Annotated in this window: 29 protein-coding genes; 13 read left to right on the forward strand and 16 right to left on the reverse strand. The window is 64.7% G+C overall.

The genetic code is table 11. The annotated features are described in order from the left end of the window. Nucleotides 1-2: 2 nt before the first annotated feature. The gene (rfbD, locus tag FGL95_RS13735) at nucleotides 3-848 is read right to left on the reverse strand and encodes a dTDP-4-dehydrorhamnose reductase (protein ID WP_169587619.1); all 846 of its coding nucleotides are present in this window, start codon (nucleotides 846-848) and stop codon (nucleotides 3-5) included. A gap of 96 nt (nucleotides 849-944) precedes the next feature. Between rfbD and FGL95_RS13740 the strand changes: the two genes are divergently transcribed. Together FGL95_RS13740 and FGL95_RS13745 are read left to right on the forward strand one after the other, a co-directional pair. Beyond that, nucleotides 945-2,453, forward strand: coding sequence for an LCP family protein (locus FGL95_RS13740; RefSeq protein ID WP_420838043.1), 1,509 nt, complete (start codon nucleotides 945-947; stop codon nucleotides 2,451-2,453). After that, the gene (locus FGL95_RS13745; protein WP_169587621.1) at nucleotides 2,441-3,154 is read left to right on the forward strand and encodes a TIGR03089 family protein; all 714 of its coding nucleotides are present in this window, start codon (nucleotides 2,441-2,443) and stop codon (nucleotides 3,152-3,154) included. The genes FGL95_RS13740 and FGL95_RS13745 overlap by 13 nt, the downstream gene beginning before the upstream one ends. Here the strand turns inward: FGL95_RS13745 and FGL95_RS13750 are convergent. The 5 genes from FGL95_RS13750 to FGL95_RS13770 form a co-directional block, all read right to left on the reverse strand. Next, nucleotides 3,151-3,507 carry a hypothetical protein gene (locus FGL95_RS13750; protein ID WP_169587623.1) on the reverse strand — a complete coding sequence of 119 codons (357 nt, stop codon included), beginning with the start codon at nucleotides 3,505-3,507 and terminating at the stop codon, nucleotides 3,151-3,153. The genes FGL95_RS13745 and FGL95_RS13750 overlap by 4 nt on opposite strands. Nucleotides 3,508-3,583: 76 nt before the next feature. Next, nucleotides 3,584-4,741 carry an acyl-CoA dehydrogenase gene (locus tag FGL95_RS13755; RefSeq protein WP_169587625.1) on the reverse strand — a complete coding sequence of 386 codons (1,158 nt, stop codon included), beginning with the start codon at nucleotides 4,739-4,741 and terminating at the stop codon, nucleotides 3,584-3,586. 122 nt (nucleotides 4,742-4,863) lie between these two features. After that, the gene (locus FGL95_RS13760; RefSeq protein ID WP_169587627.1) at nucleotides 4,864-5,523 is read right to left on the reverse strand and encodes a TetR family transcriptional regulator; all 660 of its coding nucleotides are present in this window, start codon (nucleotides 5,521-5,523) and stop codon (nucleotides 4,864-4,866) included. 4 nt (nucleotides 5,524-5,527) lie between these two features. After that, nucleotides 5,528-6,031, reverse strand: coding sequence for a 5-(carboxyamino)imidazole ribonucleotide mutase (purE, locus tag FGL95_RS13765; protein WP_169587629.1), 504 nt, complete (start codon nucleotides 6,029-6,031; stop codon nucleotides 5,528-5,530). Beyond that, entirely contained in the window at nucleotides 6,024-7,262 is a 1,239-nt protein-coding gene (locus FGL95_RS13770; protein ID WP_169587631.1) for a 5-(carboxyamino)imidazole ribonucleotide synthase, read from the reverse strand. The genes purE and FGL95_RS13770 overlap by 8 nt, the downstream gene beginning before the upstream one ends. Before the next feature lie 49 nt (nucleotides 7,263-7,311). Here FGL95_RS13770 and FGL95_RS13775 point away from each other — a divergent pair, with 49 nt between their 5' ends. After that, nucleotides 7,312-7,875 carry a GtrA family protein gene (locus FGL95_RS13775; RefSeq protein WP_169587633.1) on the forward strand — a complete coding sequence of 188 codons (564 nt, stop codon included), beginning with the start codon at nucleotides 7,312-7,314 and terminating at the stop codon, nucleotides 7,873-7,875. Between the two features lies 1 nt (nucleotide 7,876). Here the strand turns inward: FGL95_RS13775 and FGL95_RS13780 are convergent, their stop codons facing one another. From FGL95_RS13780 to FGL95_RS13800, 5 genes are read right to left on the reverse strand one after another with little or no spacing between them, the layout of a single operon-like run. Further along, nucleotides 7,877-9,211, reverse strand: coding sequence for a sensor histidine kinase (locus tag FGL95_RS13780; RefSeq protein WP_169587636.1), 1,335 nt, complete (start codon nucleotides 9,209-9,211; stop codon nucleotides 7,877-7,879). A gap of 6 nt (nucleotides 9,212-9,217) precedes the next feature. Continuing rightward, nucleotides 9,218-9,898, reverse strand: a complete 681-nt coding sequence (locus FGL95_RS13785) for a response regulator transcription factor (RefSeq protein WP_169587638.1) — start codon at nucleotides 9,896-9,898, stop codon at nucleotides 9,218-9,220. Next, nucleotides 9,895-10,404: a PH domain-containing protein gene (locus FGL95_RS13790; RefSeq protein ID WP_169587640.1), complete on the reverse strand. Its 510-nt coding sequence runs from the start codon at nucleotides 10,402-10,404 to the stop codon at nucleotides 9,895-9,897. Before FGL95_RS13790 ends, FGL95_RS13785 begins: the two co-directional genes overlap by 4 nt. Before the next feature lie 15 nt (nucleotides 10,405-10,419). Beyond that, entirely contained in the window at nucleotides 10,420-11,043 is a 624-nt protein-coding gene (locus tag FGL95_RS13795; protein WP_169587642.1) for an HD domain-containing protein, read from the reverse strand. Then, nucleotides 11,040-11,834: a biotin--[acetyl-CoA-carboxylase] ligase gene (locus tag FGL95_RS13800; protein ID WP_169587644.1), complete on the reverse strand. Its 795-nt coding sequence runs from the start codon at nucleotides 11,832-11,834 to the stop codon at nucleotides 11,040-11,042. Before FGL95_RS13800 ends, FGL95_RS13795 begins: the two co-directional genes overlap by 4 nt. A gap of 66 nt (nucleotides 11,835-11,900) precedes the next feature. Here FGL95_RS13800 and FGL95_RS13805 point away from each other — a divergent pair, with 66 nt between their 5' ends. The 3 genes from FGL95_RS13805 to FGL95_RS13815 are packed head-to-tail and all read left to right on the forward strand — an operon-like array spanning nucleotide 11,901 to nucleotide 14,427. Then, nucleotides 11,901-13,529 carry an acyl-CoA carboxylase subunit beta gene (locus FGL95_RS13805; protein ID WP_169587646.1) on the forward strand — a complete coding sequence of 543 codons (1,629 nt, stop codon included), beginning with the start codon at nucleotides 11,901-11,903 and terminating at the stop codon, nucleotides 13,527-13,529. Continuing rightward, complete coding sequence (locus FGL95_RS13810) at nucleotides 13,526-13,768, forward strand: acyl-CoA carboxylase epsilon subunit (protein WP_169587649.1); 243 nt, start codon at nucleotides 13,526-13,528, stop codon at nucleotides 13,766-13,768. Before FGL95_RS13805 ends, FGL95_RS13810 begins: the two co-directional genes overlap by 4 nt. After that, nucleotides 13,765-14,427 (forward strand): Maf family protein, encoded by a 663-nt coding sequence (locus FGL95_RS13815; RefSeq protein ID WP_169587651.1) that lies wholly within the window; start codon nucleotides 13,765-13,767, stop codon nucleotides 14,425-14,427. The genes FGL95_RS13810 and FGL95_RS13815 overlap by 4 nt, the downstream gene beginning before the upstream one ends. Here the strand turns inward: FGL95_RS13815 and FGL95_RS13820 are convergent, their stop codons facing one another. Then, nucleotides 14,428-15,024, reverse strand: a complete 597-nt coding sequence (locus tag FGL95_RS13820) for a helix-turn-helix transcriptional regulator (protein ID WP_240962983.1) — start codon at nucleotides 15,022-15,024, stop codon at nucleotides 14,428-14,430. Between the two features lie 146 nt (nucleotides 15,025-15,170). Here FGL95_RS13820 and FGL95_RS13825 point away from each other — a divergent pair, with 146 nt between their 5' ends. From FGL95_RS13825 to FGL95_RS13850, 6 genes are all read left to right on the forward strand, one after another. Continuing rightward, nucleotides 15,171-16,058, forward strand: coding sequence for a sulfurtransferase (locus FGL95_RS13825; protein ID WP_169587653.1), 888 nt, complete (start codon nucleotides 15,171-15,173; stop codon nucleotides 16,056-16,058). Beyond that, nucleotides 16,055-16,471 (forward strand): SufE family protein, encoded by a 417-nt coding sequence (locus tag FGL95_RS13830; RefSeq protein ID WP_169587655.1) that lies wholly within the window; start codon nucleotides 16,055-16,057, stop codon nucleotides 16,469-16,471. The genes FGL95_RS13825 and FGL95_RS13830 overlap by 4 nt, the downstream gene beginning before the upstream one ends. A 115-nt stretch (nucleotides 16,472-16,586) precedes the next feature. Continuing rightward, entirely contained in the window at nucleotides 16,587-18,380 is a 1,794-nt protein-coding gene (locus tag FGL95_RS13835; protein WP_169587657.1) for an ATP-binding protein, read from the forward strand. A 16-nt stretch (nucleotides 18,381-18,396) separates the two neighbouring features. After that, the gene (locus FGL95_RS13840) at nucleotides 18,397-18,765 is read left to right on the forward strand and encodes a DUF1707 domain-containing protein (RefSeq protein WP_169587659.1); all 369 of its coding nucleotides are present in this window, start codon (nucleotides 18,397-18,399) and stop codon (nucleotides 18,763-18,765) included. A 6-nt stretch (nucleotides 18,766-18,771) separates the two neighbouring features. Beyond that, complete coding sequence (locus FGL95_RS13845) at nucleotides 18,772-19,107, forward strand: GNAT family N-acetyltransferase (protein WP_169587661.1); 336 nt, start codon at nucleotides 18,772-18,774, stop codon at nucleotides 19,105-19,107. 61 nt (nucleotides 19,108-19,168) lie between these two features. Continuing rightward, the gene (locus tag FGL95_RS13850; protein WP_169587663.1) at nucleotides 19,169-19,966 is read left to right on the forward strand and encodes an SDR family oxidoreductase; all 798 of its coding nucleotides are present in this window, start codon (nucleotides 19,169-19,171) and stop codon (nucleotides 19,964-19,966) included. On the opposite strand, the gene FGL95_RS13855 is transcribed toward FGL95_RS13850, so the two are convergent. Then, complete coding sequence (locus tag FGL95_RS13855; protein WP_169587665.1) at nucleotides 19,963-21,549, reverse strand: HNH endonuclease signature motif containing protein; 1,587 nt, start codon at nucleotides 21,547-21,549, stop codon at nucleotides 19,963-19,965. The two genes, FGL95_RS13850 and FGL95_RS13855, sit on opposite strands and share 4 nt — an antisense overlap. A 305-nt stretch (nucleotides 21,550-21,854) precedes the next feature. On the opposite strand from FGL95_RS13855, the gene FGL95_RS13860 reads away from it, so the two are divergent. Beyond that, nucleotides 21,855-22,238, forward strand: coding sequence for a DUF4189 domain-containing protein (locus tag FGL95_RS13860; RefSeq protein ID WP_169587667.1), 384 nt, complete (start codon nucleotides 21,855-21,857; stop codon nucleotides 22,236-22,238). A 64-nt stretch (nucleotides 22,239-22,302) separates the two neighbouring features. Here FGL95_RS13860 and FGL95_RS13865 read toward each other — a convergent pair whose 3' ends face one another. The 3 genes from FGL95_RS13865 to FGL95_RS13875 are packed head-to-tail and all read right to left on the reverse strand — an operon-like array spanning nucleotide 22,303 to nucleotide 26,803. Then, entirely contained in the window at nucleotides 22,303-23,316 is a 1,014-nt protein-coding gene (locus FGL95_RS13865) for a zinc-binding metallopeptidase family protein (protein ID WP_169587669.1), read from the reverse strand. Continuing rightward, a complete protein-coding gene (locus FGL95_RS13870; RefSeq protein ID WP_169587671.1) occupies nucleotides 23,316-24,218 on the reverse strand; it encodes a transglutaminase family protein in 903 nt (300 codons plus the stop codon). Before FGL95_RS13870 ends, FGL95_RS13865 begins: the two co-directional genes overlap by 1 nt. After that, the gene (locus FGL95_RS13875) at nucleotides 24,215-26,803 is read right to left on the reverse strand and encodes a circularly permuted type 2 ATP-grasp protein (protein ID WP_169587673.1); all 2,589 of its coding nucleotides are present in this window, start codon (nucleotides 26,801-26,803) and stop codon (nucleotides 24,215-24,217) included. The genes FGL95_RS13870 and FGL95_RS13875 overlap by 4 nt, the downstream gene beginning before the upstream one ends. Between the last annotated feature and the right edge of the window lie 2 nt (nucleotides 26,804-26,805).

A 26,805-nucleotide genomic window follows, 5' to 3' on the forward strand; every position in this document is an offset into this window, starting at 1 on the left:
ACTTAAGTGCACTTTGCCAGTGCAACGGCAAGAGCGTCGCGCCACGGTCGGAGCGGGGTCAAGCCGGCGTTCGCCCACGCCGCGCCGGACAGTACGGAATACGCCGGACGAGGAGCTGGGCGAACGAACTCGGCACTGGTGACCGGAAGCACCCGGTCGGGATCCGCGCCGACACCCTCGAAGACCGCGCGCGCCAGGTCGAACCAACTCGCCTGACCGGCGTTCGTGAGGTGCAACGTTGCAGGTGGCGCTGGGTATGCCGCCAGTTCCAGCAGTCCAGCAGCGACGTCGGCGCTGTAGGTCGGCGAGCCGATCTGATCGTCGACGACGCTGACCGTGTCCCGTTCACGCTCGAGGCGGAGCATCGTCGACACGAAATCCGAACCCGACCCCGTGTAGACCCACGCGGTCCGTACCACCGACGCAGTGGGCAAGATCTCGTGAACAGCGAGCTCTCCCGCGAGCTTCGACCGTCCGTACACCGTTACCGGTCCGGTCGCGTGATCGGTTTCATAGGGACTGGTCGCTGTGCCGTCGAATACATAGTCGGTAGATACCTGGATCAACCGTGCGTCGAGCTCGGCACACACGGTCGCCAACGTCCGTGGTCCTGCCTCGTTAACCGAAAACGCAGCTGCCTCATCGGTTTCCGCGTTGTCGACTGCCGTATATGCCGCGCAGTTGATGACGACGCTGCCCGGCGTGACAGCTTTGCGAACCGATTCTGCGTCGGTGATATCCAACGTGGCGGAGTCGAAGCCGACGACGGGCAAACTCTGGTCGGCACCGACACGCAGCAACTGCTGACCCAGCTGCCCCTTGGCGCCGGTGATGACGATGGATCCCATGGTGCAAGTCTGGCACGCCGAGAGTGCGGTTCAGGCGAGCGGCGGCCTCCGGCAAGTAGCCTTGGCAGCAAACGTCGCGCTACGAAAGGGTCGCAGGTGTCACAGACGCACGTCGAGCGACGACCCGGTCGTGCTCCCGCGCGTCGCTCCTTCACCCGCCCGGTCAACGCTGTGGTTGCCACTTTGTCGGTCTTGGCGCTCCTCGTCACCGGCTTCGGGTGGCGAGGGGTCGAATCGCTGAAGAACGACCTTGCGACCGCGGATGGCCTGGGTCTGGGCGGCGGCAAAGACGGTGCTGTCGACATCTTGATGGTCGGCACCGACAGCCGGACCGACGCGCACGGCAATCCGTTGTCCGACGACGAGCTTGCGTCCCTGCGCGCGGGCGGCGACATCGCCAGCAATACCGACACGATCGTCCTCATCCGCGTCCCGAACGACGGCAGTTCGGCAACCGCGATCTCGATCCCGCGCGACTCCTACGTCGAGGTGCCCGGGCTGGGAAAGACGAAGATCAACGGTGCGTACGGCGCAACGAAGGAAGGCAAGCGGGCCGAACTGGTCACGGCGGGAAAGTCGGAGGAAGAAGCCGACACCGAGTCGACGAAGGCCGGACGGCAGGCCCTGATCAAAGCAGTCGCGAACCTGACCGGAGTGACCGTCGACCACTACGCCGAGGTCGGGCTGCTCGGGTTCGTCTTGCTTACCAACGCAGTCGGCGGCGTCGACGTCTGTCTCAACGACGCGGTCGACGAGTGGATGTCCGGGGCGAACTTCCCGGCTGGCCGCCAAACCCTCGACGGCTCCAACGCCCTCAGCTTCGTCCGCCAACGCCACGATCTCCCCCGCGGCGACCTCGACCGCATCGTGCGGCAGCAAGTGTTCATGGCCGAATTGGTCCACAAAGTCCTCAGCGCAAAAACCCTGAGCAGCCCGACAAAGCTCGGCGAACTACGCGACGCGATCACTCGGTCGGTCGTGCTCGACTCCGATTGGGACATCCTCAGTTTCGCGAGCAAGCTGCAGGATCTCGCGGGCGGCAAGGTGCGCTTCGAAACCATTCCGGTCACCGATCTCAACGGCGTCACCGACGAAGGCGAATCGGTCGTGCGGGTGGACCCGAAAGCAGTGCAGGAATACGTTGCGAGCCTCGCGGGCGAGCACGCGCCGAAGAAAGACGACGAGCCCGCACCCGAAAAAGAGGTGGATCCGGCGAGCGTCACCGTCGACGTCGCCAACGACAGCGGCATCAGCGGGCTTGCCTCGCACGTTTCGGAAGCATTGTCCACCAAGGGCTTTCACACAGGAACGGTCGGCAACAACACGGGTAAAGCCGTCGACAGCAGCCGCGTCACTGCGGCGAAAGCCGACGACGCCGGCGCTGCAGCCGTTGCACGAGCCTTGGGTGGCCTGCCCGTCGAGACCGATTCGTCGCTGAAGTCCGGCGCGGTCCGGGTCGTGCTGGCTGCCGACTACAAGGGTCCGGGCACTACCGATTACACGTCGTCGAGCTCGACGTCGTCTTCGTCCGACGATTCCAGCGGCGCGGTCCCCCCGGACCCGCCGATCGACGCAGGACAGAGCGGACCGAAATGCGTGAACTAGCAACAACGCTCACAGAAATATTGCTCGAACCAATCCTGGAGCGCGATCCAGCCGGTCCACGAATCACGTTCTACGACGACGCGAACGGCGCGCGCATCGAGTTGTCGGCGTTGACGCTGGCCAACTGGGCCGCGAAGACAGCGAACATGATTCGCGACGAGTTCGCGTTGACCCCGGGCGCCCGCATCGCGGTCCTGCTGCCCGCGCATTGGCAGACCGCAGCGGTCCTGCTCGGTGCGTGGTGGGCAGGGGCCGAGGTCGTATTGCACGCCGACCCCGATGCCGAATTGGCACTCGTCACCGCCGATCGGCTCGACGAGGTCCAAGACATTCCCGAGGTCGCGGCGCTGTCGCTGGACGCATTCGGCATGCCGGTCCGCGACCTACCGATCGGTGTCACCGACTACGCCACCTCGGTCCGCGTACACGGCGACCAATTCCGGCCGGCAGGAGCGGGTTTGGCGCTCGACGGCAGCTCAGTCGGCGATGTGTTCGCCGCTGCGAAGGCCGCCGCAACGGAGCAGGGACTGACCAGCAAGGACCGAGTGCTCTCGGCACAGGATTGGTCGACTCCCACCGAATTGGTCAAGGCCTTCGTCGCTGTGTTTGCCGTCGGCGCGTCGCTGGTTCAGGTCGCCAACCCGGATCCCGCGGCTGTGGAGCGGCGCATCGAAGCCGAGCGGATCACCACGCGGCTCTAGGCGTAGTTGCCGTCTTCGAGTCCGGCTTCGATTTCGAACTTGTTGCGCGCCCGCGGGTGCCGCGCTTCCTCGAACAGATACCGCGCCATGAACGTCAGCCCGTAGCGAGCCCACTGGTCCGCGTGGACCGATTCGTGCCGCAAAATCCGCTCGCCGAAATTCTTCTCGGTGAGATACGCCCCACCGAATGTGGTGCCGCCACGGCCGAATCCGCCGCGCATCCCCGAGCACACATACATGTTGTGGTCCTCGTCGAACACGATGTTCGCGCGCCACAATTTCGCCCACCCCAGTGCGATGGTCGTCACGACCGCCGACTGCCAACTGCCGCGGGATGCCCTGCGAATCGACATGTTGCAGACAGTACCTCGGCCCCTCGTGAGTCTTTTAGGAGTCTCTGGACTCCAAAAAGACTCACGAGGGTGAGTGTCAGCGCAGCAGTGCGCGCGACATGACGACGCGCTGAATCTGGTTCGTGCCTTCGTAGATCTGGGTGATCTTGGCATCGCGCATCATGCGCTCGACGGGGAAGTCGGTGGTGTAGCCGGCGCCGCCGAACAGCTGGACCGCGTCGGTCGTGACCTCCATTGCCACGTCCGAGGCGAAGCACTTCGCGGCCGCGGAGATGAAGCCGAGGTTCTTCTCGCCACGCTCGGCGCGGGCGGCCGACGAGTAGACCATGAGACGAGCGGCTTCGGTCTTCATCGCCATGTCGGCGAGCATGAACTGCACTGCCTGGTTGTCGGCGATCGGGCGACCGAACTGCTTGCGGTCCTTGGTGTAGGCGATTGCCGCATCGATCGCACCCTGCGCCAAGCCGACTGCCTGGGCACCGATCGTCGGACGGGTGTGGTCGAGCGTCTGGAGCGCGGTCTTGAAGCCGGTGCCAGGTTCGCCGATGATGCGGTCGCCGGGGATGCGGCAGTTCTCGAAGTACAGCTCGTTGGTCGGGCTGCCCTTGATGCCGAGCTTGTGCTCCTTCGGACCGACGGTGAAGCCTTCGTCGTCCAGATGGACCATGAACGCGGAGATGCCGTTGGCACCCTTGTCTGGATCGGTCACGGCCATGACCGTGAACCAGTGCGAGTTCGCGCCGTTGGTGATCCAGCATTTGCTGCCGTTGAGGATCCAGTCGTCGCCTTCGGCCTTCGCCCGGGTCCGCATCGCGGCCGCGTCGGAGCCGGCCTCACGCTCGGACAACGCGTACGACGCCATCTGACCGTTGACGAGGTCGGGCAGCACCTTGGCGTTGAGTTCCTTCGAACCGCTGAGGATCATGCCCATCGTGCCGAGCTTGTTCACGGCGGGGATCAGCGACGACGAGCCGCACACGCGGGCAACTTCCTCGATCACGATGCACGTGGCGACCGAATCGGCTCCCTGGCCACCGAATTCCTCGGGGATGTGAATGGCGTTGAAGCCGGACTGGTTGAGCGCCTTCAATGCCTCTTCGGGGAAGCGGGCGTTCTCGTCGACATCCTTGGCATGCGGCGCGATCTCTTTTTCGGACAGTGCACGAATCGCTGCCCGCAACTCGTCGTGCTCTTCGCCGAGCTTGAACAGGTCGAAATCCGGATTTCCAGCCATCGAACGCACTCCTAGGGAAGTTTGTCTGCGGCACTCAGTGCCAAGGTGATTTCGCTACTATACCGCAACTGTGCCGCCCCAATCGGTGGATTGCACGTGCCAAGACTTGGCACGCAGTGCCATCAGGACCGTTCGAGCTTTTGCTGCAACAGCTGGGCGACGCGACGAGGCGCAGTCCCCCGCGGAAACACCGCAACGATGACGTCATCGTCCGATTCCGGTTCCGCCGCCCCGCGGCTCACATCGGCCAATGCGCTTCGCACGTCGCTGGAGGTGATCCGGACGCCGTCACGCAGCATGCGGCGCAACAGAAAATTGTGTGTCGCCGTCACCGACGCTGCGAACTGCACGACCGCGAGGTCCGGCGCATCCGGCATCGCAGACCTGAGGTAGTCGGCGAACAGTCGCTCGTAACGGAAGATCGTCACGATCTCCCGATCGCGCAGCGCAGCGACCTCACGCACGACGTCGTAACGGCTCCGGGCGACATCTCGCCATTGGGTGAACCCGTCGTAGACCAGGACCGCCGCATCACAGACCGCGTCCCAAGGATCGTCGTGGCTGCCCGCGAGAAAGTCGGCTGCGCGTGCAAGCAAGATCTCGTGGTCGGCGAACACCACATCTTCCTTGGCCCGGAACTGCCGAAAGAACGTTCGTCGCGAGATTCCGGCGGCACGGGCGATGTCGTCGACAGTGGTTGCTTCGTAGCCCTTTTCCGAGAACAACCGCAACGCTTCGCCGACGACAGTCAGCCGGAACCGCGTCGAATCGTCGCCCGCCACGCGCTCAGCCCAACAGTTTCGCGCGCAGAGCGTCGTCCTTGTCCGCGACCATCTGTGCAAGGCCGAGTTGGAACTGCTCCATCCGCCCGCGCAACCCCGCGTCGCTGGAGCCCAGAATTCGCGCCGCCAGCAGGCCTGCGTTGCGCGCACCCCCGATGGACACGGTCGCGACGGGTACACCCGCGGGCATCTGCACGATCGAAAGCAGCGAATCCATGCCGTCGAGGTACTTGAGCGGGACTGGAACACCGATCACCGGCAGTGGCGTCGCCGACGCGACCATGCCTGGCAGATGCGCCGCACCACCGGCACCGGCGATGATCACCCGGATTCCTCGACCTGCGGCATCGCGCGCGTAGTCGAGCATGCGTTGTGGCGTCCGGTGCGCGGAGACCACGCCCACCTCGAAGGGAATCCCGAACTCCGCCAACGCTTCCGCGGCAGCTTCCATCGTCGGCCAGTCGGAGTCGCTGCCCATAATCAGCCCGACTACAGCGCTGTCAGCCATGCACATCCCATCCATCGGTCCATTCGGCGTGCGAAAGGTAGTGCGCCGCCAACTCGGCGCGAGTACGAACATCGGCTGCATCGGTCCCCATGACGTTCACGTGCCCGATCTTGCGCGCCGGGCGCTCACCTTTCCCGTACAGGTGGACCTTGGCGTCGGGGAATCGCGCGAACAGGTGGTGAATGCGCTCGTCCATTGCCATGTGCGGCACCTCCGGTGCGCCGAGCACATTGGCCATGACGGTGACCGGCGCAACCGGCGCCGTATCGCCGAGCGGGTAGTCCAGCACGGACCGTAGATGCTGCTCGAACTGTGATGTTCGCGACCCATCCATCGTCCAGTGACCTGAGTTGTGCGGACGCATTGCAAGTTCGTTGACGAGCAGCCGGCCGTCGAGCGTCTCGAACAGCTCGACCGCCATGGCGCCGACGACGCCGAGGTCCGCCGCCAAACGCAGCGCCAACTCTTCGGCTTCGGTCGCCAGTTCGTCCGAGAGGTCGGGCGCGGGCGCGATGACGACAGCACATTGACCGTCTCGCTGGACAGTCTCGACGATCGGCCATGCCGCACCCTGGCCGAACGGCGACCGAGCCACCATCGCCGAGAGCTCCCTGCGCAGGGGCACCTTCGATTCGACGAGCAGCGCGACACCGCGTGCCAGCTGCTCGGTCGCGATCGCCTCGGCCTCACCCGCATCGGCAGGCATCCAGACGCCGCGTCCGTCGTAGCCGCCGCGGATGGCCTTCACCACCACGGGCCAGCCGTTCTTGTCGGCGAATGCCGCAACGTCGGCGGTCGAGCGGACCTCGGCAAACGCGGGAACCGGCACGCCCAACTCGGTGAGCTTCCGACGCATCCGCAGTTTGTCCTGCGCGAAGACCAGTGCCTCCGGCGGCGGTGCGACGTTGACGCCTTCTGCGACGAGAATCTCGAGATGCTCGGTCGGGACGTGCTCGTGATCGAAAGTGAAGGCGCTCGAGCCCGCGGCCGCTTTGCGAAGCGCCGCAAGGTCGGTGTGGGTGCCGATCACGACATCGGCGCTGACCTGGGCAGCAGGATCGTTCGAGGTCTCGGCCAGCACTCGCAGACATTGTCCGAGCGCGATTGCGGCTTGGTGCGTCATACGCGCGAGCTGACCTCCCCCGATCATGGTGACGACCGGCAAAGACGCGGAATCGCGTAAATCGCCGGTGCGAGAGGGGGAACTGTTCACGATTCTCCATGGTGTCATGAGCGGGTTGCTGGTCAGCAGTTAGTTGCCTTTCGTACACTGCATCGTTGTGTCCCTAGTCGATGACGTGGTCAACCGCGTACCCCAACCGTTCCGGGACATAGCGCTCCGTAACACCGAGCTCATCAAATTCGCGATCGTAGGTGGAACGACGTTCGTCATCGACTCGGGCATTTTCTACACGCTCAAGTTGAGCGTACTGAACGAGAAGCCGGTCACAGCGAAGATCATCTCCGGTGTCATCGCCGTGATCGCGTCCTACATTCTCAACCGCGAGTGGTCGTTCAAGAACCGCGGCGGACGCGAACGTCACCACGAAGCACTGCTGTTCTTCCTGGTCAGCGGGGTTGGCGTGGTGCTCGCCTTCATCCCGCTCTGGATCTCGAGCTACGTCTTCGACTTCCGACAGCCCGACGTCAGCCTCACGACCGAAAATATTGCCGACTTCATCAGCGCCTACGTCATCGGCAATATTCTGCAGATGATTTTCCGCTTCTGGTCGATGCGTCGCTTCGTCTTCCCCGAAGAGAACATCCACGGCGCTCAAGCCGGCTCGACCGACTTCGACCCGACGCCGGAAGAGATTGCCGAAGAGGAACTAGGTCACAGCTGAATCAGCGCGGCTCGTCGACCCGAATCGTGACCGGATCGCGTGCGGATGCCAGGAAGAGCGCAAACAACGCCGGACGACGACGCTGCAGCTCGAGGCGGCCACCATCCGCCTCCACTAATGCGCGAGCCAATGCCAAGCCCACACCAGTCGAACCAGCGCCCGAAAACCCGCGGTCGAATATGTGCGGGGCGAGGTCGTTGCTCACACCTTCGCCTTCGTCCGCCACTTCGACGCAGATGGTTGGGTCACGGTCGGCGCTGTATTGATCCCCCGTCGCTCCGCTCGCCCCGACGCGAGCCATACGGACCGACACTGTGCAATTTCCCCCGCCGTGCACCAATGCGTTGTCCACGAGGACCGCGACAGCCTCACGCAACCGCGACCCGGTGACCGGGGCACGCAACGAATAGTCTCCGGCGAGTCGCAACGACCGCCCGGCGTCCTCGAACGGTCGTTGCCACTCGCTGACAACGGTCTCCAACTCGTCGGTGACCGAAATCGGCACACCACTCACAGCGCCGTCGGTGCGGGATGCGCGAACTAGGTCGTCGATGGCAGTCGTCAACCGGTCCACCTGAGCCATCGCGGCTTCGGCCTCGTCGACGACAGCCGGATCGTCGTGCACCGACAGCTCGTCGAGTCGCAGCCGGACCGCGGTCAGCCTGCTTCGCAGTTGGTGCGACACGTCGGCGACGAGCGCGCGCTCGCGTTGCAGCCGGATCGCGATCTCGACGGTCGCCGCATCGAGGACGTCGGACACTCGATCGAGTTCGGGGATCCCGTGCCGACGCGGGTCGGGACGAAAGTCGCCTTCGGTCAGGCGTGCCGCCCGCGCAGCGACGTCGCGGAGTGGATCGGCAAGCCGGCGGGCTGTGACGATCGCGACTGCGGTGCCTGCCGCCATCGACGCGATGACCACCAACCCCACCGCCCCGACCGCTTGCCGTTGTCGAGAACGCATTTCGTGGGACGGAACAGTCAACCGCAGCGAACCGGAGGTTCCCATGGACAACGATTCGGTGATCGGTTTCGACACCTCGCGCGCACCGATGTCGACGCGCGACGCACTGTCTTCCGGCGTGGGATAGACGACGACAAGCTGACCGTCGTCGGGAATGAGCAGCCGGACCGCGCTGGTATCCAACGCCCCCGAAACCAGGCCCCGATTGCCTTCCTGCGCAATGATTTCGGCTGCCATACGGTCGAGGCGGGCTTGCAGATCGTTGCGGGTGATGTCTTCGACCCACAACCACGCCGTGTACATCAGCGGTACGCCGAGTACCAGCGTCGTCAGCAGCACGACCGCCAGGACGGACAGCAGTATTCGGCGGCGCATGTATTGCTAGTCGGCGTTCAGGCGGAACCCGACGCCGCGAACGGTGGCGATCCGCCGTTCGGCAACCGGGCCCTCGTCGCCGATCTTGCGGCGCAACCAAGACATATGCATGTCCAGCGTCTTGGACCCACGCAGATCGACGTCACCCCACACTTCGCGCAGGATGACCTCACGCGGAACGACCTGGCCCGCACGGTCGAGCAGCACTTTGAGCAGCTCGTACTCCTTGTTGGCCAACACGACCTCGGAACCGTTCACCAACACCCGTCGAGCGGCTGGCTCCAGCCGGATGCCACCGACCTCGAGCACGGCATCTTCGATGCCACCACTGCGGCGCAGCAGCGCACGGACCCGTGCCATCAGCTCGGCGAGCCGAAACGGCTTACCGACATAGTCGTCGGCACCGGCGTCGAGCCCGACAACGAAGTCGACCTCGTCGGTCCGGGCGGTCAGCATGAGGACCGCAAGTTCGGAGCCGCGAGCCCGGACCTGCCTGCAGACCTCCAGCCCGTCCATTCCGGGCAAGCCCAGATCGAGGATGAGCAGATCGTGCGATCCCTCGAGCGCCTGCTCAAGGACCGCTGGGCCCCAATCCGACACGGTCACCGTGTAGCCCTCGCGGCCCAGAGCGCGCGAAAGTGGTGCGGCGATGGCCTCGTCGTCTTCTGCCAAAAGCACTGTGGTCATTGGTTTTCCCTATGATCGTCGGCGTCGAACACCTGGTGGTACAGCAGCGAGTGCACCTGCTGGACCTGTGGGATGTCGTCGTATTCCAATGGGTCTTCCGACGCCGACCCGATGATCAGCGTGCCGGTGCCGAGCATCCGGTCGAAAAGCCCGTGCCGGAATTGAACGCTCGAGATGCGGTTCATCGGAATGTCGATTCCCGTGTGCGTCAGCACGCCGTGCCGAATCAGCACGCGCCTGTCCGTCACGATGAAATGTGTACTGCGCCAACGCAGCAGCGGCGGGATACACCGCCAGGCAACTACTGCCACCCACACCACGACGACAAGGCCCAGCAGCACCGTTCGCGTCGTGCCTTCTTGATTGAGCACCACTCCAACCAGAAATCCCGCGACGGCGGTCGACAGGATGAAGGTCAACGCTGGAACGAAAAGCATCTTCCAATGAGGGTGACGGTGCAGCAGCAGTTCCTCGTCCCGCGCGAGGGCATCCTCCGGGTATCCCATGGGTGGACAGTACCTCTATCGCTGCAGGCCGGAGAGTTCTCGAGCCACGTTTGCCCGCGCCTGCGCTTCCCATCTCGCAAAGCCGTCGGCCGTCGTGAAAAGACGGTCGTGCTCGAGCATTCCGCGAAGGACATGGGCGCGGCCCGTACGCCACATCTCCTCCGGAACCGCCGCGTACTCCTCGCGCACGGCGGCCGCGTACCAGTCGTACCGCTCGGCTGCCGCACCCAAGATCGCCAAGTCGGCATCGAGCAGGGCTGGTGCGAGGTCGTCGTCGGAGGGCTTGTGCTCGATCGTCGCGAGTACCAACTGCTCGACCCGAGTGATCAACCGCTCGCTCGCCCCCGACAACCAGCGGCGAGCCCACGCGGCGCTCGCGCGCTCGTCGGCGCCGGGCTTCGCGTCGTAGACGACGTCGTGGGCACATGCAGCCAGAGTAAGCACGGATTTGTCGACTGCCGAGCGATCGTGTGCGAGCTCGGCCGAATGACGCACGACAGCGAGGACGTGATCGACGTTGTGGTAGCGCCGATGCGGCTCCGAATACCGATTGATCAGGTCGACGGCACCGTCGGTCGCCGTGCCGTGCGCTACCCCGACCGAGGTCGCCGCCGTCGTCCAGAATTCGGCGAGAGTCATTGCGCTCGCAGATGTGTGACGTCACCCGCCGATACCGCGCGACCGTCGATCAGCAAACGACCGTTCTCGTCGACATCTTGTGCGACGCCGGTGATGATGTCGCCACCGGGCAGGTCCGCACGGACCCGCGCACCCAACGTCGAGCACCGTTCCCGATACGCGGACGCCAAGTCCACGGTCGACCAGTTCGCGGCCTCCCACGCGGTCAGTCGTGAGGCAAGTTCGCGCAGCAACGCACGGACCAGCGTCATCCGATCGGTCACTTCGGCACCGGCAAGCGACAACGACGTCGCCTCCGGAACCGGCAATTCCTCTTCGCTCAGCGTCACGTTCAAGCCGACACCGACGACGACGGCCGGGTCCGGACCGGGCGTCGCGACCTCGACGAGGATTCCGCACAATTTGCGCCCGTCGACCAGAACATCGTTGGGCCACTTCAGATTCGCATCGATATCGGTCACGTTGCGGACCGTGTCGACAACCGCGATTCCCGTCACCAACGGTAACCAGCCGAGCTGCTCCGGATCGATGCCACGCAAACGCAGCAACACCGACATGGCAACCTGCGCCTGCGGTGGACTGACCCATACCCGTTGATGGCGCCCGCGTCCGCGGGTCTGCGCCTCCGCGATCAACACGGTCCGGTCGGAGTCGCTCGACGAGGCCCGCGCGAGCAGGTCGGCGTTGGTCGATCCGGTCTCGGCGACCACCTCAAGCTCGGCGTAGTAGGGGTCGAGCCCACGACGCAGGTCGGCGGCACTCAGCGGCGGCCGATCCAGGTTGGAGTACATGCGTCGACCCTACTCGAGGCAGCCTCATCTTTTGCCTATTGAAGGACATAGTTAAGCTGACTCCCCATGACCAGTGTCCAAGATCCCGCGACAGCTGCGCCCGACATCCACACCACGTCGGGAAAGCTCGCCGACCTGCGCAACCGCCTTATCGAGGCGGAGCACCCGAGCGGGGAAGCTGCCGTCGACAGGGTCCACGCCAAAGGCAAGATGACCGCCCGCGAGCGCATCCTCGCCCTGCTGGACGAAGGCTCGTTCGTCGAGATGGATGCCCTTGCCCGGCACCGCAGCGTCAACTTCGGGCAGGCCGAGAACCGGCCGCTCGGCGACGGCGTCGTGACCGGCTTCGGCACCATCGACGGACGCGACATCTGCGTCTTCAGCCAGGACGTGACCGTCTTCGGTGGCAGCCTCGGTGAGGTCTACGGCGAGAAGATCGTCAAGGTGATGGACCTCGCCATCAAGACCGGCAGGCCGCTCGTCGGCATCAACGAGGGGGCGGGCGCACGCATCCAGGAAGGCGTCGTCTCGCTCGGTCTGTACGGCCAGATCTTCCACCGCAACGTCCTCGCCTCCGGCGTGATCCCGCAGATTTCGCTGATCATGGGCGCGGCGGCCGGCGGCCACGTCTACTCCCCCGCGCTGACCGACTTCGTCGTCATGGTCGACCAGACCAGTCAGATGTTCGTCACCGGTCCCGACGTCATCAAGTCGGTCACCGGCGAGGAAGTCACCATGGAAGACCTCGGTGGCGCGCACACGCACATGGTCAAGTCCGGTGTGGCGCACTACGTCGCGTCCGGTGAGCAGGATGCCCTCGACTACGTCAAGGAGCTGCTGAGCTACCTCCCCAGCAACAACCGGGCAGAGGCACCTCGCACCGAACCGACCGATCCGATCAACGGCTCGATCGAGGACAACCTCACCGACGAGGACCTCGAGCTGGACACGCTGATCCCGGACTCACCGAACCAGCCGTACGACATGCACGAGGTCATCCGTCGCCTGCTCGACGACGACGAGCTCCTCGAAGTCCAGGCAGAACGTGCGATGAACATCATCTGCTGCTTCGGTCGAATCGACGGACGGTCGGTCGGAATCGTCGCGAACCAGCCCACGCAGTTCGCAGGCTGTCTCGACATCGACGCCTCCGAGAAGGCGGCGCGCTTCGTCCGGACCTGCGACGCGTTCAACATTCCGATCATCACGCTGGTCGACGTTCCCGGCTTCCTTCCCGGTACCGGCCAGGAATACAACGGCATCATCCGCCGCGGCGCGAAGCTCCTCTACGCATACGGCGAGGCGACCGTCGGCAAGATCACCGTCATCACCCGCAAGGCCTACGGCGGCGCGTACGACGTGATGGGGTCCAAGCACATGGGCGCCGACGTCAATCTCGCGTGGCCGACGGCACAGATCGCGGTCATGGGCGCATCCGGCGCGGTCGGGTTCGTCTACCGCAAGCAGCTCGCCGAGGCCGAGAAGGACGGCAGCGACGTTCAGGCTCTGCGCCTGAAGCTGCAGAACGAGTACGAAGACACGCTGGTCAACCCGTACATCGCGGCCGAGCGTGGCTACGTCGATGCCGTCATCCCGCCGTCGCACACCCGCGGTCAGATCGTGTCGGCACTGCGGCTCCTCGAGCGCAAGATGGTCAACGTTCCGGCGAAGAAGCATGGGAACATCCCGCTGTGACATCTACGAATGCGACGAACGAGAGCGCCGAACAGCTGGTCCAGGTACTCAAAGGTGCGCCGACCGATGACGAACTCGCCGCATTGGTGGCTGTGCTGACCACTGCCGCAAGCTCGGCACCGGCGGCCGCCGGTCCGACCAAGCCGATCGAGCTGTGGGGGAACCCCACGTTTTCGCACCGCGGCGCGGCACCGTTCTCGCCGTACGCGTTCCAGCACCTTTCACACCTCCGGGGTTGACCCGCCTCGTTCTGGCATCGGCGTCGCCTGCGCGATTGTCGGTGCTGCGTTCGGCGGGGATCGAGCCCATCGTCCGCGTATCCGACGTGGACGAGGATGCGGTGGTCGCGGCGCTGCCCCACGACACCGCACCCGAAGCTGTCGTGGTCGAGCTGGCGAAAGCAAAGGCACACACCGTCGCCAGTGAGCTCACGGCCGGTCTCGAGGGTGTCTGCTGGCTCGACGGCGCCGATGCATTCGACTGCGTGATCGTCGGCTGCGATTCGATGCTCCATATCGACGGGCAGTTGCAGGGCAAGCCGCACACCATCGCGAATGCGCGCGAACGCTGGGCCGAGATGGCCGGCCACTCGGGCGATCTGCTCACCGGGCACAGCGTGCTGCGGCTGCTCGACGGCAAGATCGTCGCGTCGAGCGCCGATTGCAGTAGCACCACAGTCCATTTCGGCACGCCGACGCCGGACGACTTGGCCGCTTACTTGGATACCGGCGAACCATTGAAAGTCGCAGGCGCATTCACTCTCGATGGCCTAGGCGGTTGGTTCGTCGACCGCATCGAAGGCGATCCGTCGAGCGTGATCGGGATCGGACTGCCGCTGCTGCGGCGGCTGCTTGCCGACGTGAACGTCAGCGTTGCCCAATTGTGGGCCGCAGGCTGATCAGGCCCTCGCCAGCGCTTTTGCCGTAGGGGTCAACCTGGCCAGGCACAGTTCGGGTTCGACGAACGGGTGCAGGCTGGCGGTGAACGCGCCAGGCGTTCCCGCTCGGTCCAGAATCTCGCGCATCAGTCCGAGATGGACGCCACAGACCACTTCTGAATGGGTGCGCGCAAGGTCGCGGAGCGGACATGCGGTGAGCCTGATCGTCGCGCTGGTGGCGTTGTGCGGGAGCTCTGCGGACCGGTCCGGCGCGAATCCGAGCTCGGCCAGCAACGTCGTCGCAACCTCGCGCGCTTCGTCGAGATTTCGAACCGGACGGTCGACGTCGTCGATCTTCGCGGCCCACGCACGCCCAGCAGTGACGGACGCGTCGAGTCGGCGCTTGGGGTCGGCGCCTAGCTGATCGGCGAGCACCTGCGCAAGGTCCTGATATCCGACCGACCGCTGGACCGCCATGTAGCCGATGCGAGGACGCCCCCGCCCACGTGGCGGCTGCTGCACCTGCGAAACCAGCGATTCCCGCGTGAGCACGTCGAGATGAAAGCGCACGGTAGTGATGTGCTGGCCTGTCTGCTGTGCGAGGGCTTGGGCGTCCATAGGCTCGCCGGCCTGACGAAGGAGTGTCAGCAAACGACGTCGGGGCCACGAGTCGGACATGGCGAAACCCCCTTTCGGGAGTGACTTTAACGGATCGCCCTGGTGTTGCCGATACCATCGGATGTGTCGATGACAGGAGATCACCAATGCCAGTTCCCCGCGACCCAGATCGCGCGTTCGAGGCGTATGCACATCCGGAGCGGCTCGTATCGACCCAATGGCTTTCGTCGAAGCTCGGCAATCGTGATGTGAAGATCGTCGAATCCGACGAAGACGTGCTGCTCTACGACGTCGGCCACATCCCCGGCGCACAGAAGATCGACTGGCACCTCGATCTCAACGACCCGGTGACTCGCGATTACATCGACGGCGAACAGTTCGCAAAGTTGATGAGCCGCAAGGGAATCAAGCGCGACGACACCGTCGTCATCTACGGCGACAAGAGCAACTGGTGGGCCGCGTACGCGCTGTGGGTGTTCACGCTGTTCGGACACGAGGATGTTCGCCTCCTCGACGGCGGGCGCGATGCCTGGTTCAGCGAAGAGCGCGATGCCAGCTACGACGTCCCGGTGGTTACGCCGAGCGAATATCCCGTCGTGCAACGCGACGATTCGCTGATCCGCGCCTTCAAGGACGACGTGGCTGCCCATATCGGAAAAGGGCCGCTGATCGACGTCCGATCGCTTCCGGAGTACACGGGTGAGCGCACTCACATGCCCGATTATCCGGAGGAAGGCGCGCTGCGCGGAGGCCACATTCCGACCGCGGTCAGCATTCCGTGGGCGCAGGCCGCAGGCCAGGGTGGCCGATTCAAATCACGCCAGCAGTTGGACGAGATCTACGGCCGGTTCGCGTCGGACGAGGACGTCGTCACCTACTGCCGAATCGGCGAGCGGTCGAGCCACACGTGGTTCGTGCTGACCTACTTGCTCGGCTTCACAAAGGTCCGTAACTACGACGGGTCGTGGACCGAGTGGGGCAACGCGGTCCGTGCGCCGATCACGAAGGGCGAATTGCCAGGCGACGCGCCATGACTGCTCTGCCCGCACCCCTGGCCGAGATCGTCGACGACTTCGCCGCCGTCGACGGTCAGGACAAGCTGGCATTGCTGCTGGAGTTCAGTCGGGAACTCGCCGACTTACCGCCCGAGTTGAGCGCCGACGCGATGGAGCCGGTGCCCGAATGCCAGTCGCCGCTGTTTCTTTCGGTCGATGCTGCTGACCGCGATCGGGTCCGGCTGTACTTCAGCGCACCGCCCGAGGCGCCGACGACGCGTGGCTTCGCTTCGATCCTGCAGCAGGGACTCGATGGGCTGCCTGCCGACGAGATCCTTGCTGTACCCGACGACTTCTACAACGCACTCGGACTGGCTGAGTCCGTCAGTCTGCTGCGGTTACGCGGGATGTCGGCGATGCTCGCGCGAATCAAGCGCAGATTACGGTCGTAGTCAGTTACTTGCGAGTAGGCCTGACGGAGCAAAAGCGCTCGTATGCCGTGACATACACTCCGATGTGGTGCGCGGGTAGGCAACGCGCAATAAGTAGTCGATCACAGGAGGCTCAGTGCCAAGTCATGCCAGCGCGCACATCACCAAAGTGCTCGTAGCGAACCGTGGCGAAATCGCCGTTCGCGTGATCCGAGCTGCGGCAGACGCGGGCCTGAAAAGTGTGGCTGTGTACGCCGAGCCGGATGCGAATGCACCATTTGTCCGGTTGGCCGACGAAGCGTTCGCGCTCGGCGGTCAGACGTCCGCCGAGTCCTACCTGGTGTTCGACAAGATCCTCGACGCCGCAGCCAAGTCCGGCGCCGACGCGATCCACCCGGGCTACGGCTTCCTCTCGGAGAACGCCGACTTCGCGCAGGCTGTGATCGACGCGGGTCTCATCTGGATCGGACCGTCACCGCAGTCGATCCGCGACCTCGGCGACAAAGTCACCGCACGCCACATCGCCGAGCGCGCGAAGGCACCGATGGCTGCTGGAACAAAGGATCCCGTCAAGAACGCTGACGAGGTCGTCGCCTTCGCCAAGGAGTACGGCGTCCCGGTTGCGATCAAGGCAGCGTTCGGCGGTGGTGGCCGCGGCATGAAGGTCGCGCAGACCATCGAGGAGATCCCCGAGCTGTTCGATTCCGCCACGCGTGAAGCTGTGGCCGCATTCGGTCGCGGCGAATGCTTCGTCGAGCAGTACCTCGACAAGGCGCGCCACGTCGAGGCGCAGGTCATCGCCGATCAGCACGGCAACGTCATCGTGGCAGGCACTCGCGACTGCTCACTGCAGCGCCGCTTCCAGAAGCTCGTCGAGGAGGCGCCCGCCCCCTTCCTCACCGACGACCAGCGCGCGCGTATTCACGCATCCGCCAAGGCCATCTGCCGGGAAGCCAAGTACTACGGTGCAGGCACTGTCGAATACCTGGTCCAGGGCGACACGGTGTCGTTCCTCGAGGTGAACACCCGACTGCAGGTCGAGCATCCCGTCACCGAGGAAACCTCCGGTATCGACCTCGTCCGTCAGCAATTCCGCATCGCCAACGGCGAGAAGCTGGACATCACCGAGGACCCGACACCGCGTGGGCACTCGTTCGAATTCCGTATCAACGGCGAAGACGCCGGTCGTGGCTTCCTCCCCGCTCCCGGACCTGTCACGAAGTTCGAAGCACCGAGCGGTCCAGGCGTGCGCGTCGATTCCGGTGTCGAGTCCGGCAGCGTCATCGGTGGCCAATTCGACTCCATGCTGGCGAAGCTCATCGTCACCGGCGCGACTCGTACCGAGGCACTGGAGCGTTCGCGCCGCGCATTGGCGGAATTCAACGTCGAGGGCCTGGCAACGGTCATCCCGTTCCACCGCCACATCGTGTCCAACCCTGCGTTCATTGGGGACGGCGAAAAGTTCGACATCTACACCAAGTGGATCGAAACCGACTGGGAAAACACCATCGAGCCGTTCACCGGAGGTGAGGCGCTCGATGACGACGAAGAACTGCCACGGCAGAAGGTGGTCGTCGAGGTCGGCGGTCGACGTGTCGAGGTGTCGCTTCCCGGTCAGTTCTCCTTCAGCGGTGGCGGTCCGGCTGCGAGCAACGGCGTCGTGCGCAAGAAGCCGAAGCCGCGCAAGCGCGGTGGCGCAGGCGCTGGCGCCGCGTCCGGTGACGCCGTCACGGCTCCGATGCAGGGCACGGTCGTAAAGGTCGCTGTCGAAGAAGGCCAGGAAGTCGCCGCCGGCGACCTGATCGTGGTTCTCGAGGCCATGAAGATGGAGAACCCTGTCAATGCTCACAAGGCGGGCGTTGTCACCGGATTGTCTGTCGAGCCGGGTGCTGCGATCACCCAGGGCACGGTCCTCGCAGAGTTGAAGTAAGCGATAGCCTTTTCTTGTGGCCGACCTACCTGAGATTCGTGTTGGGACCGCTGAACGCGAGGAAGCGCTGAGCCGACTCGGTGAGCATTTCAGCGCAGGTCGGCTGAGTGTCGCCGAGTTCGACGAGCGCAGCGCGATCGTCGCGGCGGCGGCGACGAAGGGGCAGATCGACGCCGTCTTCAGCGACTTACCTGCGGCCGTCGCGGACGATGTTCCGGCGAAACGACAGCTGAATTGGGACTGGGCCGGCTCGGTGATGGCGCTGACGCCGATCATCGCGCTGGTGCTGTTCTTCGTCCTCGGTAGTTGGCTGTGGTTCTTGCTGATCCCAGCGGTCCCTGCTGTGCTCGAAGGTGGCCGCCGGGTCATCAAGTCAGGGTCGTAATCAGCCATGGAACCTGTCGAAATCAATGCTGGCGCATGGTATTTGCGTGCTCTGCGAGCCGACGAACGCGTCGACGACCGGCCGGCGCTGCTCGACGCCGGCATCGAGGACCCAGGTCACGTCGCCCGCCGCACGGAACAATGGGCCGACGACACCCACTATTCGTGGGCTGTGTGCGAACCGTCGACCGGGGAGTTGCTCGGCGAAATCGGCGTGACCCCACTGTCGGAGACCACCGGACGACTGACCGGGCTAGCCCGACCTGGCTACGACGACGCGCTCGAAACCGGCAAGAACGCGGTCCGACGTTTCGCCGAAGGCGCGCTCGGCCTGACGCTTTAGGTTCGAATCAACAAGAGCGGGACTGGTTTCCAGTCCCGCTCTTTTCGTTAGCGTGGGACGAGTGAACTTGGATTTGAACGGAAAACGCGCAATCGTGACCGGCGGCAGTCAAGGAATCGGTCTGGCCATCGCTCACGGACTCGCCGCCGAAGGGGTCGACGTGGTGATCGCGGCGCGCTCGGCCGAACCACTCGAGGCTGCAGCCCGAGAAGTCGCTCAGGCATCGGGTCGGCGAGTCATCGCGGTCCCGACCGACACGGGCGACGATGACGCCGTGCAAGAGCTCGTCCGGCGCACGATTGCCGAATTTGGTGGGATCGACATCCTGGTGAATTCCGCCGCGACGCCGTGGAGCGCAGGTGCGACCAAGGATTTGAGCGCGACCACCGACGACGTCGTTCGCCGTGAGGTCGAGATCAAGGTGCTCGGCTATCTGCGCACCGCGCGTGCAGTCGCACCACATCTCGTCGCGCAAGGCTGGGGCCGGATCATCAACATCAGCGGACTCGGTGCACGGCAAGCCAATTCGATCGCCCAGACCGTGCGCAACGTCAGTGTGTCTGCCTTGACCAAGAACTTGGCTGACGAACTCGGTCCGTATGGCGTCAACGTCACCGTCGTGCATCCGGGGTTGACTCGCACCGAGCGCCTCACGAAGCGGCTGGCCGAGCAGTCTGCGGCGTCGGGTCGATCGGTCGCCGAGTTGGAGGCGGAGCTCGCCAAGAACTCGGTCCGTCGGGTCATCGATGCCCGCGAGGTCGCTGACGTAGTCACCTTCCTCGCATCGCCCCGCAGCATCGGTATCACCGGCGACGCCATCGCTGTTGGTGGCGGAGTCCCCGGCCCGGTGTATTACTAGAACGGGCATGGTTCGTCGGGGTCGTCGGTGGTGTCGACGATCCGCGACTTAGGTTGTCGGCGTGCCGGTTTCACCCCACGCGCCTCCAGCAGGAACACCAGCTGCTGCTCGGCCTTGGACCGCCCGAACCGCAACTGCTCCAACATCGACGAACTCGAACACACAATCCCATCACCCGGGCGCGGCACATAGACGTGCGGTGGCTGTGGTCGTGGTTTCGGTGCCACTGGGGGTGGCTGCGGCCACAGGAACTTCGCGCCCTCCGGCTCGGTGACCACCTGTTCCCCCGTCGGCGTCGTCCACACCAACCGACCACCCCCACACTGACGCACCCGCCACCCGTTGAGCCCGTTCTCCCCCGCCGTCTTGCACCGATGATGCCGCCGACACAACTTCGCGGCGTTCTCTTTCACGGTGCGGCCGCCTCGACGTGGATCGTCATGGTCATACCGCTCGACATGATCGGTATCCGCCTCCACCGCCGGCCGCACACACCCCGGAAACCGGCACGTCCCATCCCGCGCCCCCACCCACCCCGACACCTTCGCCGTCCACGCATACCGCAACGCCTCAGCATCATCAGCCGGGTCATCGGCATCATCGGGATCGTCGTCGGTCACCTCGGCAACTGCCGCCGCGTCGGTTTCGGTTTCGGTGTCGGCGACCGCTTTCTCGACCGCGGCCATGATCCACTCCCACCGACCATCCACCGCCAACGACCGAGCCAGATCCGCATCGATCGCCCCATACCCCGCCAAAAACCCGGGGTGATCAGCCAACCCGAGCAACGTCTCCGACGACACCCCGACCTGAATCAACGCCCGCCGCGCCAGGCCCGCCGTCGCGTCGGTGTTCGCGGTGCAATCGTCACGACCGCACTCACACGACAGATGCTCACTGCCGTCGGCCAACGCGACCAACCCGTCCGCCCGGCGTTGGGCGAACGTCCGCGGATCATGAGCACAGACCTGCTTCGCCAGCTCCGTCAACCGTGCCGCAAGGGCTTGCGCACCCGCGGCCGGGAGCAACCCGTCCAGGTAGCTCATCCCGTCCTGATGCCCCCGGATCCGCACATCCCGATCCTCGGTCCGCCGCTGCCTGCGTTCCTTCTCCCCGTCCGGATCCGCCGCGGTGATCCACCGCCGACCACGTTCGCGTAGCTTCGCCGGATTGCACGATCCCGCCACCCCGGCGAGCCGTTTCTCCAGCTCGGCGACCAACTCCGGATCGAGGTTCACCAGCAGATCGGCGATCACCTTCGCCCGCGCGAAGTCGATATCCCCGACCGCGAACGCCGCCCGCGTGCGCGGCAACGATTCCAACGCCAACCCCAGATCGAGGCATGCATTCGCCACCGCCTCGCTCACCCGCAACGCTGCCGCCGCTTCCACCGCGGCCCACTGCCCGGCGACCGACCCGTTGAGCCCGCGTGCGGTGTCCTCATCGAACCGGCGCCGGTACAGCTCGGTCAAGGCGAACACCTCGGCGGCTTGGTCCACCGCGACCGCGCGGTGGCGCGCCCGCAGGGCCTCGACCAACCCGATCTCGGTGACGCCGACCCACTCGGCACGGTGCTCGCTCATACGTTCTATTAGATCAGACGGGTCCGACAAGAAATGAAGCGATGAGACCCCCAACGACTGTGAGTGAATTTCACCCCTGGGCGGGTAAGACGCGCGCACGGGGCTCGATACTTCTTCAGCCACTGGCGTCCACACGGGCGGGCGTGTCGGAGCCGGTCGATTCTGAACGTATGCCGCCAGCACTTGGTTCAACTGCATTCCCGCAGGTCACATTGCCTTCTTAAGCGCGCGATAAGAGTTGAACAAGCGGAGTCGAGCATTCTCATTTCCAACACAGCAAGTCCCACACTGCGAAGGAACTGAGAATGAACAAGATCGTCGCCCGCACCGCCGTCATCGCCGCCACCGCCGGAGCTGCAATCGCAATCGCAACCGGACCGGCCAGCGCGTCTGCCGACAACTACGGTTCGATCGCCATCTCGACCAGCACCGGCAACATCGGCTGGTCCTACGACTACGCATCTCGTGCGACTGCCGAGTCCGTCGCGCTCAGCAACTGCAACGCCTCCGATTGTTCGGCGGTGGTGTGGTTCGCGAACGGCTGCGGCGCAGTTTCCAAGGCACCCAACGGCGCTTGGGGTTGGGGCTACGCGGCCTCCCGTGAAGGCGCAGAGGCGCAGGCACTCAGCCACACCCAGGGCGCCAACGCGGAGATCGTCCGCTGGGTGTGCACCACAGGCCACCAGTAAGAGCGAGGGGTGAATGCCCCCGAGTCCACTGCGGACTCGGGGGCATTCTTCGTTTGCGCGGACCTCAGCTGATGATCGTGTGCACGAACCGCATCTTGTCCAGAACCTTCTCGGGCAGTACGAACGGGTACAAGTCGGGGTGACCCATGGACCGGTTCATCTGATTGAGCGCCCACGAGAGCGGCAGCCATTGTTCGATGATCCGATCGAATCCGGACTTGCCGAGGACCGGGTGATCCAGCCCCACCCCGGACGGCGCGAAACCGTTCGCCGCGGCCGTGTCGAGGGTGTCACGAATGTGCAGGTAATGGGCGAACGTCTCCGCCCAGTCTTCGGCCGGGTGCATGGATGCGTACGACGAGACGAAGGAACGTGCCCAACCCGCTGGCGCGCCGTTCTGGTAGTGCCTGTCGAGTGCCGCCTGATAGTCGGCATCGGGGTCGCCGAAGAATGACTCGAACTCGCTCCGTTGGTCGGGTCCGATCAGCACGCCGAAATAGTAGTGGCCGATTTCGTGCCGGAAATGGCCCAACAATGTCCGGTAGGGCTCGGCCATCTCGACGCGCAACTGTTCGCGATGAACGTCGTCGCCTTCGGCTAGATCGAGCGTGACGACGCCCTGGAAGTGACCGGTCATCACCTGCTCCCGACCGCTAGAGAGCAGATCGAACGCCACCCCGTTCTCCGGATCGTCTTCTCGCGACACAATCGGCAGACCGAGTTCACGCAGCTCGAAGATCAACCTGCGCTTGGCCTGTTCGGCGTCGGCGAAGGCTACGAGGGCCTCGGTGTCCCAATCGGCTGGACGTGTTCTGGTCAGACGGCAGGACAGGCACAGCCCCTCGGGGTCGTCCATCGCCACCAACCAGTTGCACCTCGCCAAATGCATGTTGTCGCACAAGCGGAAGTGCTCGCTGTCGACCACCCCGGAGGATTCCGCGTCGCTCGAGGGTGGCGTCCCGATGACGACCAGGGACCGTTGGTCCACCGAAAAACCCAGTGGGCTTCCACAACTCAGGCACAACGAGTTTTCGAAAGTGAGTTTTTGCCCGCAGTTCGGGCAGACGAAATCGCGCATCAGCCGACGCCGTCTACGCTCGCGAGCGGCGCAACGTCGACCGAGACCGCAATCGTGCTTTTTTTCGCATCCGTGTAGATGACTCCGCGCAGCGGCGGAACGTCTGCGTAATCCCGCCCCCACGCAACGACGATGTATCGCTCGTCGGCCAGCTGATCGTTGGTCGGATCGAAACCCACCCACGCATCTTCGCTGCCCGGTACCCAGACCTCGGCCCAGGCGTGCGTCGCGTCAGCCCCGATCATTCGCTCTCTGCCTGGCGGCGGGTCGGTCGCCAGGTAGCCCGACACATACCGAGCGGCCAGACCTTGACTGCGCAAGCACGCGATGGCCAGCCGGGCGAAATCCTGGCACACCCCGGACCGCTCCCTCAGGACTTCGTCGACCTGTGTCGACACCGACGTCGAGCCGGATTCGTAGGTGAAATCGGTGTAGATCCGGTGGGTGAGGTCGATGACGACCTCGCTGAGCGGCCGTCCAGGGACGAACGTCTGCGCTGCATATTCTCTTACGGCTGGTGTGATTTCGGGCGGATTCAGGTCGAGTGCGAACTCGACTGCTCGCGCGCCCGACTCGTCGGATTCGCAATGAGTCGACGGGCGCGCACGCTCCCACGCCACATCGGCCGCAGCGGGACGGACCGGGTTGTCGACCTCGACGGACGATTCGCCGGTGACGACGAGCTGCTCGTGCGCCGTCGTCACATGAAAAAAGGTATCCGCGTTGCCATAGACGTCATGGCCGGATGCCTGATCGGCCGGCGCGGGCGCAACTGTGACGCGGTGCTCCAACAACCGCTGCCCGGGCAGTTCGCGGGGGGTGAGAAACCCACGACCGTACGACGACGACACCGAGTCGGAGTATCGATAGGTTGTGCGATGCGTGATGCGGAAGCGCCTCATGGAACGTACCGCCCTGTCGTCGTACCCCACAGCGGCTGCATAGCTGTCGGCACGGCCAGCTTGTCGGTCAAGACGTCGGACAGCTCACGCAGCGACTCATGAATTCCGTCCATGAGTTTACCTAGGTCCGCGCGGCGACCGTCGGCGTCGACCGCCTCGAGGTCGACGGGATCGGCTCGGCGAAGTCGTGCGCTGATCTCCTCGACGAGACGCTCAGCCCGGCTCGAGCCAGACGCGTCGGGCAGCGCCCTTAGGTTGCTGCGCAACTTGTCCAACTGGAAGATCAGCGAACGCGGGTTGCCCTCGTCGAACAGCAGCAGCAGCGCGACTGCGGCAATGCGGACCTGGCCCCGATTTCGCCGCCGATAGGTGACCGACGATTCCGTTGTGGCGAGGACCGATTCCACAACTGCCCGTTCACAACTCGGACCATGCTGCGCGGTCAAGGTGTTCGACAGCAACTTCGTCAACGCCAGCGCCCGCTCGACGCGCTTGCCGATATCGGTGTGGTACCAGCCGGCGTCGTGCACCATCGACTCCGCCGATAGTCCTGACAGCGCCAACATTCCGCCCAGAACAGCCGTTTGTGCGGTGGCGGCGAGCACCGGATCGTCGGTGTCGTCATATTGCGCTGCAGCAATCGCCCGGTCGACGCCGCTGAACACCGACCACGTGTCGTTGGACAGCTGATCACGGACCGATCGGCACGCCTGCTGCAGTCGCTCGACCGAATCGGCAAGTGCGCCTGCGCGATCCGCAGTAACTGTCAACTTGCGGACAGCAGCGTCGGCCTCGTCGGCTCCGAATTCCGCCTCGCTCCAGCCCGCGTACGCCATGACTGCACTGAACAGCACTGGCAGACAATCACTTCCAGGCAGCCATGGCCTGTGCCGGTAGTCGGCGATCTTGTCCCGCATCGCGATCAGTAGCCGGGCCGTGTGCTCGGACCGCTCAGCGTAACGACCGATCCAGAACATGTCGTCGAGAACGCGCGGCGACGAAACCGGTTCTGCCGCAGCGCCTGCCAACAGCGGAAGCGCCTCCGGCAAGGTCAAAGCGCTCGGCGAGCCCGCCTCCGACGGCTTGACTCGCTCGGCGGCCCGGATCCACACGTCTTTCGCGGCGGACGACACGACGTTTCCGTCCGGTCCGAGGTGCGAGACGACTGCCCCCAGTCCCCCGTTGAGTGCCGCGTAGCCGCCGCGCTGACTGACCGAGAACATCCGAAACTGCACCGGTGCGCTGGCGACACCGTGCAACGATTCGATTGGTGCACTGGAGTATTCGGGTGATTCGGTACCCACCCAGCTACACGGCTCTGCCTCGATGCGAGCACGCAACGCCTCTCGTTCCTGCTGCGTCAACGATGCTCCGAGGACGGCCGGTTCGCCGGTCGTCCGCTCCAGCACCAACGTGTCCAGATGTGCGAGAACGTAGGACCGCTCGGCGGCATCGCCGGCCCAGTACCGCTGGACCGAAGGTAGAGCAAGGTCCTCGTCGAGCAACTCCCGGCACAGGCGTGGGAGCAGCCGTGGCAGAGCAGGGTTCTCCAACACACCGCTGCCCAAGGTATTGACGACGGTGACTTTGCCCCTGCGCATCACCTCGACCAAGCCCACGACACCGAGACGGGAGTCCGGCCGCAGGTCGAGCGGATCGGAGAACAATGCGTCGACGCGCCGCAGCACCACGTCGACCCGCTTGAGCGTGCCCAGCGAACGCATCCACAGATGTCCGTCTCGCACGACGAGGTCCGCGCTTTCGACGAGCGGAAAACCCAGCACGGTCGCGAGATGCGCTTGGTCGAAGGAGGTTTCGGAATGGGCGCCGGGGCTGAGCACGACGACGACAGGGTCTTCGGCTCCTTCCGGGGCCGCATCGATCAGTGCCAGGCGCATCGCTTGCGTGAAGCCGGACAGCGGTCGTGGCCGGACGTCACCGAACACGGTCGGCAAGGCCCGCGAGATGACGCGGCGGTCGGCGAGGGCATAACCGACGCCCGAAGGCGCCTGGGTGCGATCGGCGATCACTCTGAATTCGCCGTCACTACTCCGTGAGATGTCGGCGCCGTGCAGGAAAAGCTGATGCCTGCCGGGAATCGAGATCCCGTGTGCCGCTCGCACGTAACCTGGGTCAGCGAAGACCAACTCGGGTGGGATCAGCCCGCGCCGGACCGTCTGCATCGGACCGTACAGATCGGCGAGCACCGCATCGAGCACACGAGTGCGTTGCAAGAGACCCGCCTCCAGCGGATCCCAATCGGGTGCTGCCAGTACCAGCGGCAACCCGTCGAGCAACCACGGACTCGGCGCCGAGACCGGCGCGCCGTCCTTCGTGTCGGTGATCTCGTTGTAGGTGATGCCGTCGTTCTCGACGAGGTGGGCGACCCGGTCACGCAACGGCTCCCGGCCATGCGCATCGTTGACGGCGACACCGTCGGCGACCTCACGCCAATGACCACGAATGCTGCCCTCGGCGTCGATTAGCTCGTCGTATGCGGACGGCCTCCCACCAACTCTGTACGCGCTGATGACATCGTCGAGGACGCTTTCCACAACTGATTTCGACACCCTGTGGGCCGTCATCC

Origin of the sequence: Antrihabitans stalactiti (assembly GCF_012932915.1) — a bacterium.
GTDB classification, from domain to species: Bacteria; Actinomycetota; Actinomycetes; order Mycobacteriales; family Mycobacteriaceae; genus Antrihabitans; species Antrihabitans stalactiti.